This is a genomic window from Rhodococcus sp. Z13_19A, assembly GCF_058133575.1.
Map to the genome: position 1 here is coordinate 160,433 of NZ_JBYUNN010000003.1, position 20,202 is coordinate 180,634.

Here is a 20,202-nt window from a genome sequence, read left to right on the forward strand (position 1 = left end):
TCCGGCACCCTTGACGCGCACCAGGCGGTCTGTTGCACTGCTGTCTATGTCTAACCGGCATAGTCGAGCTAGTTGATCAGAGGAGCAGGCCAGTGTCCGAGCACGATCTCGTCATCCGAGGTGGCAGCGTCGTCGACGGCACCGGGGCGCCTGCCTTCACCGCCGACGTTGCGGTGCGCGACGGCATCGTGGTGGAGGTCGGCGCGGTCTCGGGGACCGGCCGGCAGGAGATCGACGCCGACGGCGCCGTGGTGGCGCCCGGCTTCGTGGACGTGCACACCCACTACGACGGCCAGTCCACCTGGGACGACCGGATGCAGCCCTCCTCCTGGCACGGCGTCACCACCGCCGTGATGGGCAACTGCGGTGTCGGCTTCGCCCCCGTGGTGCCCGCCGACCACGACCGGCTGATCGAGCTGATGGAGGGCGTGGAGGACATCCCCGGTGTCGCGCTGGCCGAGGGTCTGGCCTGGGACTGGCAGTCGTTCCCGGAGTACCTCGACGCGGTGGAGCGCCGCCCGCACGACATCGACCTCGCCGCGCAGGTTCCGCACGCCGCAGTGCGGGTGCGGGCCATGGGTGCCCGTGCCGCTGCGCACGAGATGGCCACCGGCGAGGAGATCGCCCTGATGGCCAAGCTGGCCGCGGAGGGCATCGAGGCCGGCGCCCTGGGCTTCAGCACCTCGCGCACGCTCAACCACAAGAGCATCTCCGGCGAGCTGACCCCCACCTACGACGCAGGCCTGGAGGAGCTCACCGCGATCGCCGCCGCCATCGGGCGCACCGGCAAGGGGGTGCTGCAGCTGGTCACCGACTGGGACGACGACCTGGGCCCGGACGCACGCCTGGTGCGCGCCATGATGGAGGCCTCCGGACGCCCCATGTCGCTGTCCCTGGCGCAGAGCACCACCAACCCGCAGAAGTTCCGGGAGATCCTCCGGCTGATCGAGCAGGTCAACGAGGACGGATACCGGTTGCGCGCGCAGGTCGCTGCCCGCGGCATCGGGATCATCCTCGGCCTGGACTGCACCCTCAACCCCTTCATGTACAACCCGGTGTGGCAGAGCGTGTCCCACCTGCCGCTGGCGGAGCAGGCGGCCCAGATGGCGAGCTCGGACTTCCGGGCCCGGGTGCTCGCCGCGCAGTCCGGCGAGGAGAACCTCACCCGCATCGGCGGTCGCATCATCGGCAAGTTCGACCTGATGTTCGAGCTGGCCGACCCGCCGAGCTACGAGCCCGACCCGGAGGACACCGTCACCCGCCGGGCCGCCCGCATCGGCTGCACGCCGGAGGAGCTGGCCTACGACCTCCTGGTGGCCGACCACGGCCGCGGGCTGCTCTACAGCCCGTTCGCCAACTACAACGCAGGCTCGCTGGACGCCGTCCAGGAGATGATGGCGCACCCCTACACCGTGCCCGGGCTCTCCGACGGCGGCGCCCACGTGGGCACCATCTGCGACGGCAGCTTCCCCACCACGCTGCTGCAGCACTGGGTGCGCGACCGCGACCACGGTACCTTCGAGCTGCCCTACATCGTCGCTCGGCAGTCCCGCGCCACCGCCGAGCTGGTGGGGCTGCTCGACCGCGGCCTGCTCAAGCCCGGCTACAAGGCCGACGTCAACGTCATCGACATGGCCGGCCTCCGGCTGCACAAGCCGGAGATCCGCCACGACCTGCCTGCGGGCGGGCGCCGGATGGTGCAGCGCGTGGACGGCTACCGGCACACCGTGGTCAGCGGTCAGGAGACCTACCGCGACGGCGAGGCGGTGGGGCCGCTGCCCGGCCGGCTGATCCGTGGGGCCCAGCCCGGCCCGGCCGCTCGCGCCCAGTGACCGCGGCAGCGCCACTGGTCCGACTCGAGCACAAGGTCGCCGTCATCACGGGCGCGGCCCAGGGGCAGGGAGCGGCGGAGGCCGAGCTGTTCGTCGAGCTCGGGGCCACCGTGGTGCTCACCGACGTCAACGAGTCCGCCGGCCGCGAGGTGGCGCAGCGCCTCGGACCGTCGGCCACCTTCCTCGCCCACGACGTGACCGACAGCGCCGCCTGGCAGCGGGTGGTGCGGGAGACGGTGCAGCAGCACGGGCGGGTGGACGTGCTGGTGAACAACGCGGGGATCTACCGAAAGCAGCCGCTGGCCAGCTGGTCTGACGCCGATCTGCAGAGGCTGCTGGAGGTGAACCTGCTCGGTCCCGTGCTGGGCATGCGCGAGGTGGCGGACGCCATGCCCGACAGCGGTGGCGCCATCGTCAACGTCGCCTCCATCTCGGGGATGCGCGGGCACGGCGGAGCGCTGGCCTACGCCTCGTCCAAGTGGGGGTTGCGCGGAGCCAGTCGCTCGGCCGCACAGGAGCTGGCACCGCGGCACGTCCGGGTGAACTGCGTGTGCCCCGGCTCGGTGGACACCCCGATGGTGGACCTGGCCGTGCTGAACCTCTCGCACCTGCCGATACCGCGGGCGGGCACCACCGGGGAGGTCGCCGCGATGGTGGCGTTCCTGGCCAGCGACGCCAGCAGCTACTGCACCGGCGCCGACTTCGTGGTCGACGGCGGAGCCACCGCCTAGCCAGCCCCGCGGCTGGCGTCGGAGGTGATGGACCCGGCCAAGCAGCTCGCGGCCGAGGGCGTGGCCGGGCTGCTCACCCGTCGCGCAGGGCGGCGAGCACGGCCGTGGTCACGGCGGCCAGCTCGTCGTCCGAGGCGGCGCTGAGCGCTGGGAAGGCGCCGGAGCCCAGGCCCAGCCCGATGCCCGCGAGCGCCGCGATGGCCACCTCGGCGCGCAGGGCGGCGTCGGTGTGGCCGGCCTCGGCCAGGCGCTCGGTCAGCGGGGTGGTCAGGCGCAGCGCCAGCGTCTCCCGCGCCGCCTCCTGCACGTCCGGGTCGTCGTGCGGGCGCAGCGCCGCCTGCAGCAACGGCGCCGAGCCGGACCGGCGGATGCCGCGCAGCACCTCCGCCACCCGCCCCGGCTGCAGCAGGTCGGGCACCCCGTCCCGGGCCGAGGCCTTCAGGGTGGCCACGTACAGCGCCACCTTCCCGCCGAAGTAGCGCGCCACCAGCGCCGGGTCCACCCCGGCGCGCTCGCCGACCTCGCGCAGCGTCGTCCGGTCGTAGCCGCGCTCGCTGAACAGCTCGGCCGCCGCCCGCAGCAGCTCCTGCCTGCTCCGGGCGGAGTCGCGCTTGCGTGCCTCGCTCATCGTGTCCCCAGCCTCGCCGCGGGTGCCTCCGCGTCGGTGGGGGCTTGCGCGTCGGCGGGTGCCGGCGTGCGCAGCGACCGCCCGAGCAGGACGTAGCCGAGCACCCCGACCAGCACCCAGACGCCGATGCACAGCACCGCGCCCACCGAGTAGCCGCTGTTCTCTGGGTACTGGGCGCCGGCCAGGGTGTGCGAGGCCAGCACCCCCGAGGCCAGCGCGCTGCCCATCGAGCCACCCACCGTCTTGAGCACCTGGTTGACGCCGAGCGCGCTGCCGGTCTCGTGCACCGGCACCGAGCGCACGATGAGCGCGGGCATGGCCGCGAAGGTGCAGCCGACGCCCAGGCCGGCCAGTCCCATCACCACGCACACCTGCCACACGCTGTGCCGCAGGAACAGGAACATCAGCATGGCCAGCAGGAAGAACCCCGCCCCGACGGGGATGACCAGGCGCTCGCCGACGCGGCGGCCGATCAGCACGGCCAGCCGGCTCGCCGCCACGCTGCACAGCGAGAACGGCACCAGCACCAGCGCCCCCACCACCACCGACTGGCCCAGCCCGTAGCCGGTGGAGGTGGGGGACTGCACGAACAGGATGATCGTGGCCATCAGGAAGTACATGCCGACCCCGGAGATGACCGCGCTGACGTCGGCCGTGAGCACCGCGCGGTTGCGCAGCAGGCGCAGGTCGACCAACGGGTGGGCCACCCGCAGCTCCCACCACGCCCACGCCGCGCCGAGGACCACCGCCACCACGAGCAGGCCGAGCACGCGGCCGGAGAACCAGCCCCACTGCCCGCCGGTGCTCACGGCGACCAGCACCGCGGCCAGGCTCAGGCTCATCAGCGTGGCGCCGAGGACGTCCAGGCGGTGGCGGGTGCGGGTGGTGCTGGGCGGCACCACGGCGACCACGGCGACGAGCACCAGCGAGGTGGCGGCGGCGGCGCACCAGAAGGCGGCGTGGAAGCCCAGGTGCTGCGCGGCGAGCGCGGTGAGGGGGTACCCCAGTCCCACGCCGGCCGCGGTGGTCACCGACAGCGTCGCCACCGCCGACCGGGCCCGCGCCCCGGTGAGGTGGTCGCGGGCCACCGCCATGGCCAGCGGCGTGAGGCCTAGGCCCACGCCCTGCAGGGCCCGCCCCACCAGCAGCAGGGGGTAGCTGCCGGGGACGGCGGCCAGCACGCAGCCGAGCACGATCAGCGCGAGCGCACCGATGATCACGCCGCGGCGGTGCGGGCCGTCACCGAGCCGGCCCAGGACGGGGGTGGAGACCGCGCCGGCCAGCAGGGTGATGGTGAGCGACCACTGGGCACTGGGCAGTGACACCGCGTAGTCCACCGCCACCGTCGGTACCAGGGGAGCGCCCAGGCTGCTGACCACCGCCACTAGCGCCCCCAGAAAGACAAGGGCGGGAACGAGACCGGGGTGTCGCGCGGCCTCGGTCGCCTGCGGAGCGGCGGCGGTGGGGCGGGCAGACATGGCGCTCCTCAGCAGAAGTCAACGCGTGATGTCTCCGAAGGATGACATACCGGGGCTCGGCGTCGCCGGACTGGCCCTGACCTCGCGTTGCTACCGTGCGCGGAAACACGTGCCAGCGGGGCAGGTGTGCGCGGATCGCCCGTCTGCGGCGATCGCGCCCGAGGCAGACGCGAGGAGAAGCCTTGACGAACATCGCGGAGAACCTGGCCAGGAGCGTGCAGCGCGACCCGTCGCACCCGGCCGTGAAGCTGGACGACCTGGTGCTCGACTACGCCGCGCTCGACGGTGCGACCGCCCACCTGGCCGGGTTGCTCAAGGCCAAGGGACTCAAGCCCGGTGACGCCGTGGGTGTCTCGCTGCCCAACGTGCCGCACTTCCCGATCGTCTACTACGGCGTGCTGCGCGCCGGCGGTGTCGTCGTCCCGCTCAACCCGCTGCTCAAGCAGCGCGAGGTCGCCTACCACCTGGCCGACTCCGGGGCCAAGTGGCTGTTCGCCTGGCAGGACTTCGCCGAGGCCGGCGAGAAGGGTGCGGCGGACGCGAACGCCGAGTGCATCGTGGTCACCGTGGAGGGCTTCACCGCCCTGGTCGGGGCGGCCGAGCCGGCCCCCGAGGTGGTGGAGCGGGCCGACGAGGACACGGCCGTCATCCTCTACACGTCCGGCACCACCGGAAAGCCCAAGGGCGCCGAGCTGACCCACCACAACCTGAACAGCAACAGCGAGCTGAGCGCGTCCACGCTGCTCAACCTCGGTCCCGACGACGTGATGCTCGGCGCCCTGCCGCTGTTCCACGCGTTCGGCCAGACCTGTGCGCTGAACACCGTCATCCGGGCCGGCGCCACCCTCACCCTCATCCCGCGCTTCGACGCCACCAAGGCGCTGGAGGTGCTGCAGCGCGACAAGGTGACCGCCTTCGCCGGCGTGCCCACGATGTACGCGGCGATGCTGCACCACCCCGAGGGCGACTCCTACGACCTGTCGAACCTGCGGGTGTGCGTCTCCGGCGGGTCGGCCATGCCGGTGGAGGTCATGCGCGGGTTCGAGGAGAAGTTCGGCTGCACGGTGCTGGAGGGCTACGGCCTGTCCGAGACCAGCCCGGTGGCCACGTTCAACCTGCCCGACCGGGAGCGCAAGGCCGGCTCCATCGGCGTGGCCGTCAAGGGTGTCGAGGTCACGCTGCTCGACGAGGACGGCAACGAGGTCGGCAAGGACGAGGTCGGCGAGATCTGCATCCGCGGCGAGAACATCATGAAGGGCTACTGGAACAACCCCGAGGCGACCGCCGCCGCGATCGTCGACGGCTGGTTCCACAGCGGTGACCTCGCCCGCGTGGACGACGAGGGCTACTACTACATCGTCGACCGCAAGAAGGACCTCATCATCCGGGGCGGGTTCAACGTCTACCCCCGCGAGATCGAGGAGGTGCTCTACGAGCACCCGGCGGTGGCCGAGGCTGCGGTCATCGGCATGCCGCACGACGACCTGGGCGAGGAGATCTGCGCGGTGGTGGCGCTCAAGGCAGGGGCCGAGGCCACGCCCGAGGAGCTCATCGCCCACGTCAAGCCCCTGGTGGCGGCCTACAAGTACCCGCGCAAGGTGCTCATCGTGGACGAGCTGCCCAAGGGAGCCACCGGCAAGATCCTCAAGCGGGAGATCAGCGCGGGCTGAGCCCAGCTCCTCCCGAGATGAGTGTTGGCCGTCCGGCTGGATCACAGCCGGACGGCCAACGGGGCGGTGCCCGCCAGTGCGCCTCTCGGCACGGGGTCGCTCGTAGCGACTATTTTTGGGGCCCGGGGCATGGATCGAGCACCGCCAGTCGTACAAACTACCGACCGGCGCCCAGTGTTCCCGCACGCTCGAGCTGAGATCACTGTCACGACGCGGCACCGGGGCGCGACGCGGCTCGGGCGCCGTCGGGCCGCTCCGTAGGATCAGCAGCGAATCCCAAGATCACTACGAGAGGACCATCGTGCTGCGCACCCACTCCGCCGGCTCGCTTCGTGCCGAGCACGCCGGACAGACCGTCACGCTCTCCGGCTGGGTGGCCCGCCGGCGCGACCACGGCGGAGTGATCTTCATCGACCTGCGCGACGACAGCGGGGTCGCCCAGGTGGTGTTCCGCGAGGGCGAGATGGCCGAGCGCGCCCACCGGCTGCGCGCGGAGTTCGTCGTGCAGGTCACCGGCACGGTGGAGCGCCGCCCGGAGGGCAACGCCAACCCGGAGATCGCCTCCGGCGACATCGAGGTGACGGTCACCGAGCTGACCGTGCTCAACGAGAGCGCCCCGCTGCCGTTCCAGCTCGACTCCACCCCGGGCGAGGAGGCGCGGCTGCGCTACCGCTACCTGGACCTGCGGCGCGAGGCCCCGGCCGCCGCGCTGCGGCTGCGCAGCCGGGTCAGCCGGGCCGCGCGCGGCGTGCTGGACGAGCAGGGCTTCGTGGAGGTGGAGACCCCCACGCTCACCCGCTCCACGCCGGAGGGCGCCCGCGACTTCCTGGTGCCGGCCCGCCTGCAGCCGGGCAGCTTCTACGCCCTGCCGCAGAGCCCGCAGCTGTTCAAGCAGCTGCTCATGGTCGCCGGGGTGGAGAAGTACTACCAGATCGCCCGCTGCTACCGCGACGAGGACTTCCGCGCCGACCGCCAGCCCGAGTTCACCCAGCTGGACGTGGAGATGGCCTTCGTCGAGCAGGACGACGTGATCGCCGTGGCCGAGCAGGTGCTGCGCGCGCTGTGGTCGCTCATCGGCGTGGACCTCAGCCTGCCCCTGCCGCGGATGACCTACGCCGACGCCATGCGCCGCTTCGGCACCGACAAGCCGGACCTGCGCTTCGGCCTGGAGCTGGTGGAGTGCACCGAGTACTTCGCCGACACCACCTTCCGGGTCTTCCAGGCGCCCTACGTGGGCGCGGTGGTGATGCCAGGTGGGGCGAGCCAGCCGCGCAAGCAGCTGGACGCCTGGCAGGAGTGGGCCAAGCAGCGCGGTGCGAAGGGCCTGGCCTACGTGCTGGTGGGCGCGGACGGCACCCTGGGCGGTCCGGTGGCCAAGAACCTCACCGACGCCGAGCGGGAGGGCCTCGCGGCGCACGTGGGTGCGCAGCCGGGTGACTGCATCTTCTTCGGCGCCGGTGCGGTCAAGTCCACCCGCGCCCTGCTGGGTGCCGCCCGGGTGGAGATCGCCAACCGCGGTGGGCTGATCGACCCCGACGAGTGGGCGTTCACCTGGGTGGTGGACGCTCCGATGTTCGAGCCCGCGTCGGAGGCCGTGGCCAGCGGCGACGTGGCCGTGGGCTCGGGTGCCTGGACGGCGGTGCACCACGCGTTCACCTCGCCCAAGCCCGAGCACCTGGACACCTTCGACACCGACCCCGGCTCCGCGCTGGCCTACGCCTACGACATCGTCTGCAACGGCAACGAGATCGGCGGCGGCAGCATCCGCATCCACCGCCGCGACGTGCAGGAGCGGGTCTTCGCGGTGATGGGGATCAGCCAGGAGGAGGCGCAGGAGAAGTTCGGCTTCCTGCTCGACGCGTTCGCCTTCGGCGCGCCCCCGCACGGTGGCATCGCCTTCGGCTGGGACCGCATCGTGGCGCTGCTGAGCCACTCCGACTCCATCCGCGAGGTCATCGCCTTCCCCAAGTCCGGGGGCGGCATCGACCCGCTCACCGACGCGCCGGCGCCCATCACGCCCCAGCAGCGCAAGGAGTCCGGCATCGACGCCAAGCCGGAGCGCAAGCCGGAGGCGTCCTAACCGACACTCGTGTCGGCTCCCGGACCCCGGTGCGGGGGCCGACACGAGGCATCGGTGCAGGTCAGCGGCTCGGCGCGGTGCTGGACCGCTGACCCAGGTACCCTTTGGAACAATGCGAGCTGTGGCGACGGACCCGGTGACCGAGGTGGTGCAGGCGGCGCAACGCCTGCTCACTCGGCGTACCGGCGCTCCCGTGACGTTGGTGGATCCGGTCGACCTGGGAGGTAGCGACCGGACCCTGGTGCTCCGTGTCCGCGCGGAGGAGAACCCGTTCTCCCTCCCCAAGACCATGGTCGTGAAGCGGATGCTCGAGGGTCCGCTCGGTGACTCCGCGCAGAGCGCCGACGCCCGGGGCGCCTTCCTGCGCGAGGCCGTGTCCTACCAGTTCGGCAACTCCCTGCGCCCGGAGCACCGCCCCGGCGCGGAGATGTTCGCCCACGACGTGGACGACGGCCTGCTGGTGCTCTCCGACCTGGGCAACGGGCCCACCCTGGCCGACGTGCTGCTGCGCGGGGACGGCTCCGGCGTGCAGCACGGGCTGATGGCCTGGGCGCAGGCGCTGGGCCGGATGCACGCCGCCACCGCCAACGGCGAGGACGACTTCCGCACCCTGCTGCGCCGGGCGAACCGCCAGGCCTGGCCCGACCCGATGGCCAAGGTGGCCACCACGGCGCTGAACACCCTGCCCGACCTGCTCTCCGCGCAGCTGGGCGTCAGCACGCCGCCCACCGTCGCCGCCCGCGCGACCGGGGCGCAGCGACTGCTGGGCCAGGACGCGCTGCGCGCGTTCAGCCCGTCGGACCTGTGCCCGGACAACGCCATGATCACCGACGGCGGGGTCCGGTTCCTGGACTTCGAGTGGGGCGGCTTCCGCGACGTCACCCTGGACGCGGCGTACGCGCTGGTGCCGTTCCCGTCCTGCTGGTGCATCCACGAGGTGGGGGAGTCCCAGGCCGAGAAGCTGGTGCAGGCGTGGCGCTCGGAGGTGGTCGGCGTGTGGCCCGAGCTGGCCGACGACGCCGTGCTCTGGCCGCGGATGCTGGACGCGCAGCTGCTCTGGGTGTGGCTGAGCACCTACTGGTTCCTGCCGGCCAGCCCGCACCGGGCCAACCCGGGCGGGCACCACCCGCTGACCTACACCCGCCAGGGCGCCCTGCGGGTGCGCTGGCAGCAGCTGGCGCGCGCCGCCGAGCGGGGCGGGGACGCCGACGTGGCCGAGCACGCCCTGGCCGTCGCCGCAGCGCTGCAGGTCACCGGCTGAAGTGTCCCACCCAGAACCGGGGCTGTTCGGCGACGAGGCCGAGCAGCCGTCCGCGGCGTCCGGCTCCGCTCGCCCCGTCGCGTCCCGTCCCCACGCCCCCCTGCCCGTGCGGATGCGGCCCAGCTCGCTGGAGGAGGTGCTCGGCCAGGAGCACCTGCTGGGCCCGGGCGCGCCCCTGCGCCGCCTGATCGAGGGCGCCGCACCCGCGTCGCTGCTGCTCTACGGCCCGCCCGGCACCGGCAAGACCACCCTGGCCACCCTGGTGTCGCAGGCCACCGGTCGCCGCTTCGAGGCGCTGTCGGCGCTGTCCGCCGGGGTGAAGGAGGTGCGCGCGGTCATCGACGTGGCCCGCCGCCGGCTGGCGCACGGTGAGCAGACGGTGCTGTTCATCGACGAGGTGCACCGCTTCTCCAAGACCCAGCAGGACGCGCTGCTCGGGGCGGTGGAGGACCGCATCGTGCTGCTGGTGGGCGCCACCACCGAGAACCCGTCGTTCTCCGTGGTCGCACCGCTGCTGTCGCGCTCGCTGGTGCTGCAGCTGCGGCCGCTGGGCGCCGAGGACGTCCGCTCCCTGCTGCGCCGGGCCGTCACCGACCCGCGCGGGCTCGCCGGCGTGGTGACCCTCAGCGCCGACGCCGAGGACCACCTGGTGCGGCTGGCCTCCGGCGACGCCCGCCGCGCGCTCACCGCCCTGGAGGCCGCCGCCGACGCGGTGTCCAGCGAGGGCCGCGGCGAGATCGACCTGCCGGCCGTGGAGGCGACGGTGGACGAGGCGGCGGTGCGCTACGACCGCAGCGGTGACCAGCACTACGACGTCACCAGCGCGTTCATCAAGTCCATCCGCGGCTCCGACGTGGACGCCGCCCTGCACTACCTGGCCAGGATGATCGCCGCCGGGGAGGACCCGCGCTTCATCGCTCGCCGGCTGGTGGTGCACGCCAGCGAGGACGTCGGCATGGCCGACCCGACGGCGCTGCTCACCGCGACCGCCGCCGCGCAGGCGGTGCAGCTGATCGGGATGCCCGAGGCCCGCCTGGCGCTGGCCCAGGCCACCATCCACCTGGCCACCGCGCCCAAGTCCAACGCGGTGCTCGCCGGGCTCTCCGCCGCGCTGGCCGACGTGTCCGCGGGCAAGGCCGGGTCCGTGCCGCCGCACCTGCGCGACGGGCACTACGCGGGGGCGGCCAAGCTGGGCAACGCCCAGGGCTACCGCTACCCGCACGACCACCCCGACGGCGTGCTCACCCAGCAGTACCCGCCCGAGGAGCTGGTGGGCCGGGAGTACTACCGGCCCACCAACCACGGGGTGGAGCGCACGCTGCGCGAGCGGCTGGCCAAGCTGCGCTCCATCGTGCGCGGGCGAGGCTGATCGACACGCCCCGACCGACAGGCCCTGATCGGCGGGTCCCGGAGCTTGCGGGCGGCCCGGTAACCTGACCGCCGTGCCAGCAGAGCCTGGGAGGAACGAGGATGGACGTGCGGCGAGACCGGGCAGCGCGACCAGGGCGCGCGACGGCGCCCCGGCTGCTGCTGACGGCCGGAACCGGCGTCGCCGTCGGGGTGCTGCTCGCCCGGTGGCTGCGGCGGCCCACCGCACCCTCGGCCACCAGCCCGCCCCGGGTGCCGGCCGAGCTGCTGCCTGACGACGAGCCCGCCGCCACCGGCTGAGACCGGCACCTCCCACAGACCCGGGCCGACAGGCCGCTTCCCCGCGTATTGAGGACACCCCCGTGCAGACCCACGAGATCCGCCAGCGATTCATCGACCACTTCGTGCGCAACGGCCACAACCTGGTCCCCAGCGCGTCGCTGATCCTGGACGACCCGAACCTGTTGTTCATCAACGCCGGCATGGTGCAGTTCGTGCCGTACTTCCTGGGTCAGGCCCCCGCGCCGTGGCCGCGGGCGGTGAGCGTGCAGAAGTGCGTGCGCACCGGTGACATCGAGAACGTGGGCATCACCACCCGGCACAACACCTTCTTCCAGATGGCCGGGAACTTCTCCTTCGGCGACTACTTCAAGCGCGAGGCGATCACCTTCGCCTGGACCCTGATCACCGCGCCGGTGGCTGACGGCGGCTACGGCCTGGACCCCGAGCGGGTGTGGGTGACGGTGTACCTCGACGACGACGAGGCGTTCGGGCTGTGGCAGGAGATCGCCGGCCTGCCGGCCGAGCGCATCCAGCGCCGCGGGATGGCCGACAACTACTGGTCCATGGGCATCCCCGGCCCGTGCGGGCCCTGCTCGGAGATCTACTACGACCGCGGCCCGGAGTACGGCGTCGAGGGCGGCCCCATCGCCGACGAGGACCGCTACATCGAGATCTGGAACCTCGTGTTCATGCAGAACGAGCGGGGCGCGGGCACGTCCAAGGACGACTTCGAGATCCTCGGCCCGCTGCCGCGGCGCAACATCGACACCGGTCTCGGCGTGGAGCGGGTGGCCTTCCTGCTGCAGGGCGTGGACAACGTCTACGAGACCGACCTGGTGCGCCCGGTGATCACCAAGGCCGAGGAGCTCTCCGGGCGTCGCTACGCGGTGGGCAACGAGGCCGACGACGTGCGCTTCCGGGTGATCGCCGACCACGCCCGCACCGCGGTGATGCTCATCGCCGACGGCGTCACCCCGGGCAACGACGGCCGTGGCTACGTGCTGCGCCGCCTGCTGCGCCGCATCGTGCGCTCCGCCCGGCTGCTGGGCGTGGACAAGCCCAGCATGGCCGAGCTGGTGGCCGTGGTGCTGGACACCATGGGGCAGAGCTACCCGGAGCTGGTCACCGAGGGCGCACGCATCGAGCGCATCGCGGTGGGGGAGGAGACCACCTTCCTGCAGACGCTGAGCTCGGGCTCCAAGCTGTTCGACAACGCCGTGGCGGAGATCCGCGCCGGGGGTGGCTCGGTGATCGGCGGTGACAAGGCCTTCGCCCTGCACGACACCTACGGCTTCCCCATCGACCTCACCCTGGAGATGGCCTCCGAGGCTGGGCTCACCGTGGACGAGCCGGGCTTCCGCGCGCTGATGACCGAGCAGCGCCAGCGCGCCAAGTCCGACGCCGCCAGCCGCAAGCACGCCCACGGAGACCTCTCGGTGTACCGCGAGCTGCTCGACGCCGGCCCCACCCAGTTCACCGGCTACGACGAGCTCGCCACCGAGGCTCGGGTCATCGGCATCGTCGCCGACCACGGCAGGGTCCGCTCCGCCGGCGAGGGCGAGGTGGTGGAGGTGGTGCTGGACCGCAGCCCGCTCTACGCGGAGTCCGGCGGCCAGGAGAGCGACGCCGGCGTCATCACCGGCACCGACCTCGACCTGGAGGTCCTCGACGTCCAGAAGGTGGCCAAGCGGCTGTGGGTGCACCGGGTGCGGGTGCGCGGTGGCGAGGTCACCGAGGGTGCCCAGGTGCTCGCCCAGGTCGACCCGGTGTGGCGAGCCGGTGCCCGGCAGGGCCACTCCGGCACGCACCTGGTGCACGCCGCGCTGCGCGAGGTGCTCGGCCCGACGGCGCTGCAGAGCGGCTCCTACAACAAGCCCGGCTACCTGCGCCTGGACTTCGCCTGGCAGGGCGGGCTGTCCGCCGCCACGCGCAGCGAGGTGGAGGAGGTCACCAACCGCGCGGTGCTCGAGGACCTGCCGGTGCGCGTGCTGCACACCAGCATGGCGGGCGCCCGTGAGATGGGGGCGCTCGCGCTGTTCGGCGAGACCTACGACGAGGAGGTCCGCGTGGTGGAAATCGGCGGCCCCTGGTCGCGCGAGCTCTGCGGCGGCACGCACGTGCTGCACTCCTCGCAGGTCGGTCCGGTCACCCTGCTCGGGGAGTCCTCGGTGGGCTCGGGCGTGCGCCGCATCGAGGCCTACGTCGGCATGGACGCCTACCGCTACCTGGCCAAGGAGCGCGCGCTGGTGCAGGGCCTGGCCGCCACGCTGAAGACGCCCGACGCCGACGTGCCCGCCCGGGTGGCGGACCTGGTCGAGCGCCTGCGGGTGGCGGAGAAGGAGCTGGAGCAGACCCGCGCGGCGGCCGTGCTGTCCTCGGCCGGCACCCTGGCGGAGTCCGCCGAGCGGGTCGGCGACACCCTGCTCGTCGCCACCCAGGCCCCGGCCGGCACCAGCGGCAACGACCTGCGGGCACTGGCCGGCGACGTGCGCGGCAAGCTCGGCCAGCAGCCCGGCGTGGTGGCGCTGTTCAGCACCAACGGTGACAAGGTCAGCTTCCTGGTGGCGACCACCGCGGCGGCCCGCGACGCCGGTCTGTCGGCCGGTGCCCTGGTGCCCAGCTTCGCTGCCGCCATCGGCGGCCGTGGCGGCGGCAAGCCGGACATGGCGCAGGGCGGGGGCACCGACCCGGCCGGGATCCCGGCCGCCATCGCGGCCCTGCGCGGGGCGCTCGCGCCGTGACCGAGCGCGCCCGGCCCGACCGGCCGGACGACACCGACCCCGGCCGGGGGCGGCGGATCGGCATCGACGTGGGCAGCGTCCGCATCGGAGTGGCCTCCTGCGATCCGGACGGGATCATGGCCACTCCGGTGGAGACGGTGGCCAGGGCCGGGGGACGCGCCGGTCTCGACAGCCCCGACGTGCGCCGCATTCGTGAGATCGTGGCGGAGTACGAAGCGGTCGAGGTCGTGGTGGGGCTGCCGCAGACCATGCGCGGCGAGCACGGCAAGGCCGCCGCACTGGCCACTGAGTACGCTGATCGACTGCGTCAGGTGCTCGCCCCGGTTCCGGTGCGGCTCAGCGACGAGCGGTTGACCACGGTGACGGCCAGCCGGGTGCTGGCCGAGCAGGGGGTGAGAGGCAAGCGCCAGCGCTCGCTGGTGGACCAGCTTGCGGCCGTGGCGATCTTGCAGGGCTGGCTCGATGAACGGGCCAGCAGGACCAGGGGAGACAACGCGACCACGGAGGAAAACCGGTGAGTGACAGCTTCGACGGTGGCCGCAACAGGCCAGGAGCACCCCGCACGCCTGGCCACGACGATGGTGGCGAGGAGTGGGGTCGCCGCTCGGTCGGGCCGCGGTTCGTGGCCCCACCACCGGGTGCCGCCACCGGCGACTCCGTGCTGGAGCCGGACTCCCTGCTGGACGACCCGCTGCTCGACCCCGACGGCTACTACGACTCCGACCACGCGGGCGAGCCCGACTGGGCCGACGAGCACGACTACGACGCCGGCCCGGCGCGCTCGCGGCGCACCGGCCCGTCGCGGGTGCACGCCACCCGACGCCGGGTGGGCGTCGCCGTGGCACTCGTGGTGCTGCTGGTGCTCGGCGGCGTGGTGTACCTCGGCGGCAAGGCGCTCTTCGGGCAGTTCTCCAGCTCCGAGACCGAGGACTACGCCGGTGGGGGCGAGTCCGACGTGGTGTTCCGCGTGATGGAGGGCGACACCGCCGGCGCCATCGGTGCCGCGCTGGTCAGGGACGACGTGGTCAGCAGCGCGTCGCTGTTCACCAAGGCGGCTGCCAACGACACCCGGATGGCGTCGGTGCAGCCGGGCTTCTACAAGCTGCGCACCAAGATTCCCGCCGCCACGGCCGTGTCCCGCCTGGTCGACCCCAAGTCCCGCGTCGGCGGCCTCGTCATCCCCGAGGGCCGCCAGCTCGACGACGTCCGCGGCAAGGACGGCTCGGTCACTCCCGGCATCCTGTCCACCCTGGCCAAGGCCTCCTGCGTGGAGCTCGACGGGGAGCGGCGCTGCACCAGCGAGGCCGACCTGCGCACGGCCGCGGCCACCGCCGACCTGGACGACCTCGGCGTGCCCGACTGGGCCAAGACCGAGGTGCAGGCCGCCAGCTCGGAGAAGGAGAAGCGCATCGAGGGCCTCATCCGGCCCGGCAGCTACGACGTGGAGCCGGGGGCACCGGCCACCACGCTGCTGCAGCGGATGATCAGCAGCTCGGCCACGGCGCTGCAGCTGGCGGGCCTGCCGGAGGCGAACGTGGACGGCCTGACGCCCTACCAGGTGCTCGTGGTCGCCTCGCTCAACGAGCGCGAGGTCAAGCCCGGGGAGTACGACAAGGTCACCCGAGTGATCCTGAACCGGCTCAAGATCAGCCAGAAGCTCGAGTTCGACTCCACCGTGAACTACCCCCTGGACCTGCAGTACATCGCCACCACGCCCAAGGACCGGGCCACGGTCACGCCGTGGAACACCTACGCCAGCCCGGGCCTGCCGCTGACCCCCATCGCCTCCCCGGGCGAGGAGGCCATCACCGGGGCGATGAACCCGGCGGAGGGCACCTGGCACTACTTCGTCACCTGTGGCACCCAGGGCGCCACCTGCTTCTCCGACACCTACGACCAGCACCTGGCGATCATCGCCGGCGGGGGCGGGCCGCCGTGACCGCTCGCCGGGCCGCGGTGATCGGCACGCCGATCGCGCACTCGCGCTCCCCGCAGCTGCACCTGGCCGCCTACGCGGCGCTCGGGCTGCCGGAGTGGACCTACGAGCGCATCGAGTGCGACGCGGACGGCGTGGCGCCGCTGGTGGCCTCGCTCGGCCCCGAGTGGGTGGGGCTGTCGGTGACCATGCCGGCCAAGCTCGCCGCGCTGGCGGTGGCGGACGTGCGCACCGCGCGCGCCGAGGCGGTGGGCGCGGCCAACACCCTGGTGCGCACCGGGGACGGCTGGCTGGCCGACTGCACCGACGTGGACGGCGTGCTCGGCGCGCTGGGGGTGACCCCGGGCGACGACCAGCTGGCCGGCACCCGCGCGGTGGTGGTGGGCGCCGGGGGCACCGCCCGCGCCGTGGTGGTGGCCCTCGCCGCCGCCGGGGTGCGCGAGCTCGACCTGGTGGTGCGGGAGCCGTCCCGGGCCGTGGGCACCGTGGAGTGCGCGGAGGCCGCCGGCCTGCACACCGCGATCGTCCCGTTCGACCCGGCTGCGGTCGCCGCCGCCTGCGCCCAGGCCGCCGTGGCGGTGAGCACGGTGCCCGCCGCCGCTGCCGCCGGGTTGGCCGAGGCGCTGGCCACGGTGCCCAGCGTGCTCGACGTCATCTACGACCCGTGGCCCACCCCGCTGGCCGAGGCCGTGCAGCGCGCTGACGGCCAGCTGGCCAGCGGGCTGGACATGTTGCTGCACCAGGCCTTCGGGCAGGTGCAGCTGTTCACCGGCCGCGCGGCCCCGCGCACGGCCATGGCCGCCGCCCTGGACTGAGCGCGGTGCGCGGGCGCCGGTAGCCGCATGGGAAGATGGCTGCCGTGCTGCGCTGGATCACTGCCGGAGAGTCCCACGGACCTGCCCTGGTCGCCGTCCTCGAGGGGATGGTCGCCGGGGTCGAGGTCACCACCAACGACATCGCCGGGGAGCTGGCTCGTCGCCGCCTCGGCCACGGGCGGGGCGCCCGGATGAAGTTCGAGGCCGACGCCGTGGACATCCTCGGCGGGGTGCGTCACGGCGTCAGCATGGGCGGGCCCATCGCCATCCGGGTGAACAACACCGAGTGGCCCAAGTGGGAGACCGTCATGTCGGCGGACCCGGTGGACCCCGACGTGCTGGCCAGCCAGGCCCGCAACGCCCCGCTCACCCGTCCGCGGCCCGGCCACGCCGACTACGCCGGCATGCTCAAGTACGGCTTCGACGACGCCCGTCCGGTCCTGGAGCGCGCCAGCGCCCGGGAGACCGCGGCGCGGGTGGCGCTGGGCACCGTGGCCAAGGCACTGCTGCAGCAGGTGCTCGGCGTGCACGTGCTCTCCCACGTCACCGCCCTGGGCTCGGTGGACGCCCCCGAGGGGCTGGTTCCGGGCCCGGACGACCTCGCCGCCATCGACGCCAGCCCGGTGCGGGTGTTCGACCCCGCCGCCTCCGAGGCCATGGTGGCCGAGGTCGACCTGGCCAAGAAGGAGGGCGACACCCTCGGCGGCATCGTCGAGGTGGTCGTGCACGGCCTGCCCATCGGCCTCGGCTCCTACGTGGCCGGCGACCGTCGCCTGGACGCCCGGCTCGCCGAGGCGCTGATGGGCATCCAGGCCATCAAGGGGGTGGAGGTCGGCGACGGCTTCGCCACCGCCCGCCGCCGCGGCAGCCTCGCCCACGACGAGATGCGGCCCGGCCCCGACGGCGTGCTGCGCTCCACCAACCGCGCCGGCGGCATCGAGGGCGGCATGACCAACGGTGAGCCGCTGCGGGTCAAGGCCGCCATGAAGCCCATCTCCACCGTTCCCCGCGCGCTGGCCACGGTGGACATGTCCACCGGCGAGGAGGCCGTCGCCATCAACCAGCGCTCCGACGTCTGCGCGGTGCCCGCGGCCGGCGTGGTGGCCGAGGCCATGGTGGCGCTGGTGCTGGCCCAGGCCACCCTGGAGAAGTTCGGTGGCGACACCGTGCGCGAGACCACCCGCAACGTCACCAGCTACCTGCAGGACATCGCCAGGTGAGTCCGGTCGTCGTCCTGGTCGGCCCGCCAGGAGCCGGCAAGACCACCGTCGCCCGCCGGGTGGCGCAGGCGCTGGCGGTGCCGGTGCACGACACCGACCACGCGGTCGAGGCCGCCGCCGGGCGGTCGATCTCCGACATCTTCACCGACAGCGGCGAGGAGGCCTTCCGCGCGCTGGAGGAGGCGGCCGTCGCCGCGGCGCTGCAGGAGCAGACCGGGGTGGTGGCCCTCGGCGGGGGAGCGGTGCTGTCCGCGGCCACCCGCGCCCGGCTCGCCGGGCACCCCGTGGTGTTCCTCAACGTCGGCCTGGCCGAGGGTCTGCGCCGCGCCGGCCTGGCCAGCAACCGGCCGCTGCTGGCCGGCATCAACCCGCGCGCCACCTTCAAGGCCCTGCTCGACGCCCGGCTGCCGCTGTACCGGGAGGTGGCCACCGTGGAGGTGTCCACCGACAGCCGCGACGTCGCCGACATCGTGGCCGAGGTGCTCGACACCGTGGCCACGCCGGCCGGCCCGAGCCCCAGCACCACCGACACGGGAGACCAGCAGGCATGAGCGAACCCACCCGCATCCGGGTCAACGCCGAGAACCCCTACGACGTGATCGTGGGCCGCGGCCTGCTCGGGGAGCTGACCCAGGAGCTGCGCGGCACCACCACCGCGGCGATCATCCACCAGCCGTCGCTGATCGCCACCGCCGAGGCGATCCGCGAGGCCCTCGCCGAGGTGGGGGTGGACGCCCACCGGGTGGAGATCCCCGACGCCGAGGACGGCAAGGACCTGGCCGTGGCCGGCTTCTGCTGGGACGTGCTCGGCCGCATCGGGCTGACCCGCCGGGACGCGGTGATCTCCCTGGGCGGGGGCGCGGCCACCGACCTGGCCGGCTTCGTCGCCGCCACCTGGATGCGCGGGGTGCGGGTGTTCCACGTCCCCACCACGCTGCTGGCCATGGTGGACGCCGCGGTGGGCGGCAAGACCGGGATCAACACCGAGGCCGGCAAGAACCTGGTGGGTGCCTTCCACGAGCCGGCCGCCGTGCTGGTGGACCTGACCACCCTGGAGACGTTGCCGCGCAACGAGATCATCTCCGGCATGGCTGAGATCATCAAGGGCGGCTTCATCGCCGACCCGACCATCCTGGACCTCATCGAGGCCGACCCCGAGGCCGCGCTGGACCCCGCCCAGGACGTGCTGGGCGAGCTGGTGCGTCGCAAGATCCAGGTGAAGGCCGACATCGTCTCCGCCGACCTGCGCGAGTCCGACCTGCGGGAGGTGCTCAACTACGGCCACACCCTGGGGCACGCCATCGAGCGGCGCGAGCGCTACCGCTGGCGCCACGGTGCCGCGGTGGCGGTGGGCCTGGTCTTCGCCGCCGAGCTGGCCCGCCTGGCCGGACGCCTGGACGACGCCACCGCCGACCGGCACGCCTCGGTGCTCGCCTCGGTGGGGCTGCCCACCACCTACGACCCGGACGCGCTGGGCCAGCTGATGGAGGGCATGCGCACCGACAAGAAGAACCGTTCCGGGCTGCTGCGCTTCGTGGTGCTCGACGGGCTCGCCCGACCCGGCCGGCTCGAGGGTCCCGACCCCGCGCTGCTGGCGGCGGCATACTCCGTGGTGGCGCGCGAGGAGCGCCCCAAGAGCGGAGGTGTGCTGCTGTGAAGGTGCAGGTGCTCAACGGGCCCAACCTCGGACGGCTGGGCAAGCGCCAGCCCGAGGTGTACGGCGCCACCACACACGACGAGCTGGCCGCGCTGTGCGTGCGCACCGGCGACTCGCTGGGGCTGCAGGTGCAGGTGCGCCAGACCGACCACGAGGGCGAGATGCTCGGCTGGGTGCACGCCGCCGCCGACGCCGGTGACGCAGTGGTGCTCAACGCAGGGGCATGGACGCACACCTCGGTGGCGCTGCGCGACGCCTGCGCCGAGCTCCGTGGTCCGCTGGTGGAGGTGCACATCAGCAACGTGCACACCCGCGAGGACTTCCGCCACCACTCATACCTGAGCGCGGTGGCCACCGGCAGCATCGTGGGCCTCGGCATCACCGGCTACGTGCTGGCGCTGCAGTACGTGGCCACCGTCACCGGGGCGCCCGGGGTGGCTCCGGTGGAACCACCCGCGGACGCCTCCGGCGAGGAGACCGCGCCCACCTGACCGGCCCACCTG

The 20,202-nt window shown here is 73.2% G+C and carries 17 protein-coding genes; 15 read left to right on the top strand and 2 right to left on the bottom strand.

The genetic code is table 11. The features are described from left to right. Positions 1-92: 92 nt before the first annotated feature. Together AC3YNX_RS11865 and AC3YNX_RS11870 are read left to right on the top strand one after the other, a co-directional pair. Entirely contained in the window at positions 93-1,832 is a 1,740-nt protein-coding gene (locus AC3YNX_RS11865; protein ID WP_489995597.1) for an N-acyl-D-amino-acid deacylase family protein, read from the top strand. After that, on the top strand, positions 1,829-2,563 hold the full coding sequence (locus AC3YNX_RS11870) for an SDR family NAD(P)-dependent oxidoreductase (RefSeq protein WP_489995598.1): 735 nt from the start codon (positions 1,829-1,831) through the stop codon (positions 2,561-2,563). Before AC3YNX_RS11865 ends, AC3YNX_RS11870 begins: the two co-directional genes overlap by 4 nt. A gap of 73 nt (positions 2,564-2,636) precedes the next feature. Here the strand turns inward: AC3YNX_RS11870 and AC3YNX_RS11875 are convergent, their stop codons facing one another. Then, the gene (locus AC3YNX_RS11875) at positions 2,637-3,191 is read right to left on the bottom strand and encodes a TetR/AcrR family transcriptional regulator (RefSeq protein ID WP_127783162.1); all 555 of its coding nucleotides are present in this window, start codon (positions 3,189-3,191) and stop codon (positions 2,637-2,639) included. Next, positions 3,188-4,669, bottom strand: coding sequence for an MFS transporter (locus AC3YNX_RS11880; RefSeq protein WP_489995599.1), 1,482 nt, complete (start codon positions 4,667-4,669; stop codon positions 3,188-3,190). Before AC3YNX_RS11880 ends, AC3YNX_RS11875 begins: the two co-directional genes overlap by 4 nt. Before the next feature lie 182 nt (positions 4,670-4,851). Here AC3YNX_RS11880 and AC3YNX_RS11885 point away from each other — a divergent pair, with 182 nt between their 5' ends. The 13 genes from AC3YNX_RS11885 (at position 4,852) to aroQ (ending at position 20,190) form a co-directional block, all read left to right on the top strand. Beyond that, complete coding sequence (locus AC3YNX_RS11885; RefSeq protein ID WP_489983026.1) at positions 4,852-6,339, top strand: long-chain-fatty-acid--CoA ligase; 1,488 nt, start codon at positions 4,852-4,854, stop codon at positions 6,337-6,339. Between the two features lie 301 nt (positions 6,340-6,640). Further along, entirely contained in the window at positions 6,641-8,419 is a 1,779-nt protein-coding gene (aspS, locus tag AC3YNX_RS11890; protein WP_489983027.1) for an aspartate--tRNA ligase, read from the top strand. 112 nt (positions 8,420-8,531) lie between these two features. After that, a complete protein-coding gene (locus tag AC3YNX_RS11895; protein ID WP_489995600.1) occupies positions 8,532-9,680 on the top strand; it encodes a protein kinase family protein in 1,149 nt (382 codons plus the stop codon). A 1-nt stretch (position 9,681) separates the two neighbouring features. Further along, positions 9,682-11,049 (top strand): replication-associated recombination protein A, encoded by a 1,368-nt coding sequence (locus tag AC3YNX_RS11900; protein WP_489995601.1) that lies wholly within the window; start codon positions 9,682-9,684, stop codon positions 11,047-11,049. A 101-nt stretch (positions 11,050-11,150) separates the two neighbouring features. Next, positions 11,151-11,348, top strand: a complete 198-nt coding sequence (locus tag AC3YNX_RS11905) for a hypothetical protein (RefSeq protein ID WP_489995602.1) — start codon at positions 11,151-11,153, stop codon at positions 11,346-11,348. Between the two features lie 62 nt (positions 11,349-11,410). Further along, positions 11,411-14,071, top strand: a complete 2,661-nt coding sequence (gene alaS, locus AC3YNX_RS11910) for an alanine--tRNA ligase (RefSeq protein ID WP_489995603.1) — start codon at positions 11,411-11,413, stop codon at positions 14,069-14,071. Next, positions 14,068-14,589 (top strand): Holliday junction resolvase RuvX, encoded by a 522-nt coding sequence (ruvX, locus tag AC3YNX_RS11915; protein ID WP_127783155.1) that lies wholly within the window; start codon positions 14,068-14,070, stop codon positions 14,587-14,589. Before alaS ends, ruvX begins: the two co-directional genes overlap by 4 nt. Next, positions 14,586-16,010, top strand: a complete 1,425-nt coding sequence (locus AC3YNX_RS11920) for an endolytic transglycosylase MltG (protein ID WP_489995604.1) — start codon at positions 14,586-14,588, stop codon at positions 16,008-16,010. Before ruvX ends, AC3YNX_RS11920 begins: the two co-directional genes overlap by 4 nt. Beyond that, positions 16,007-16,822, top strand: a complete 816-nt coding sequence (locus tag AC3YNX_RS11925) for a shikimate dehydrogenase (RefSeq protein WP_489995605.1) — start codon at positions 16,007-16,009, stop codon at positions 16,820-16,822. The genes AC3YNX_RS11920 and AC3YNX_RS11925 overlap by 4 nt, the downstream gene beginning before the upstream one ends. A gap of 35 nt (positions 16,823-16,857) precedes the next feature. Then, positions 16,858-18,042, top strand: a complete 1,185-nt coding sequence (gene aroC, locus AC3YNX_RS11930) for a chorismate synthase (protein WP_206517984.1) — start codon at positions 16,858-16,860, stop codon at positions 18,040-18,042. Further along, entirely contained in the window at positions 18,039-18,593 is a 555-nt protein-coding gene (locus tag AC3YNX_RS11935; protein ID WP_489995606.1) for a shikimate kinase, read from the top strand. The genes aroC and AC3YNX_RS11935 overlap by 4 nt, the downstream gene beginning before the upstream one ends. Next, positions 18,590-19,699: a 3-dehydroquinate synthase gene (aroB, locus tag AC3YNX_RS11940; protein WP_127783152.1), complete on the top strand. Its 1,110-nt coding sequence runs from the start codon at positions 18,590-18,592 to the stop codon at positions 19,697-19,699. Before AC3YNX_RS11935 ends, aroB begins: the two co-directional genes overlap by 4 nt. Beyond that, positions 19,696-20,190 (top strand): type II 3-dehydroquinate dehydratase, encoded by a 495-nt coding sequence (gene aroQ, locus AC3YNX_RS11945; RefSeq protein WP_127783151.1) that lies wholly within the window; start codon positions 19,696-19,698, stop codon positions 20,188-20,190. Before aroB ends, aroQ begins: the two co-directional genes overlap by 4 nt. Positions 20,191-20,202: the final 12 nt, after the last annotated feature.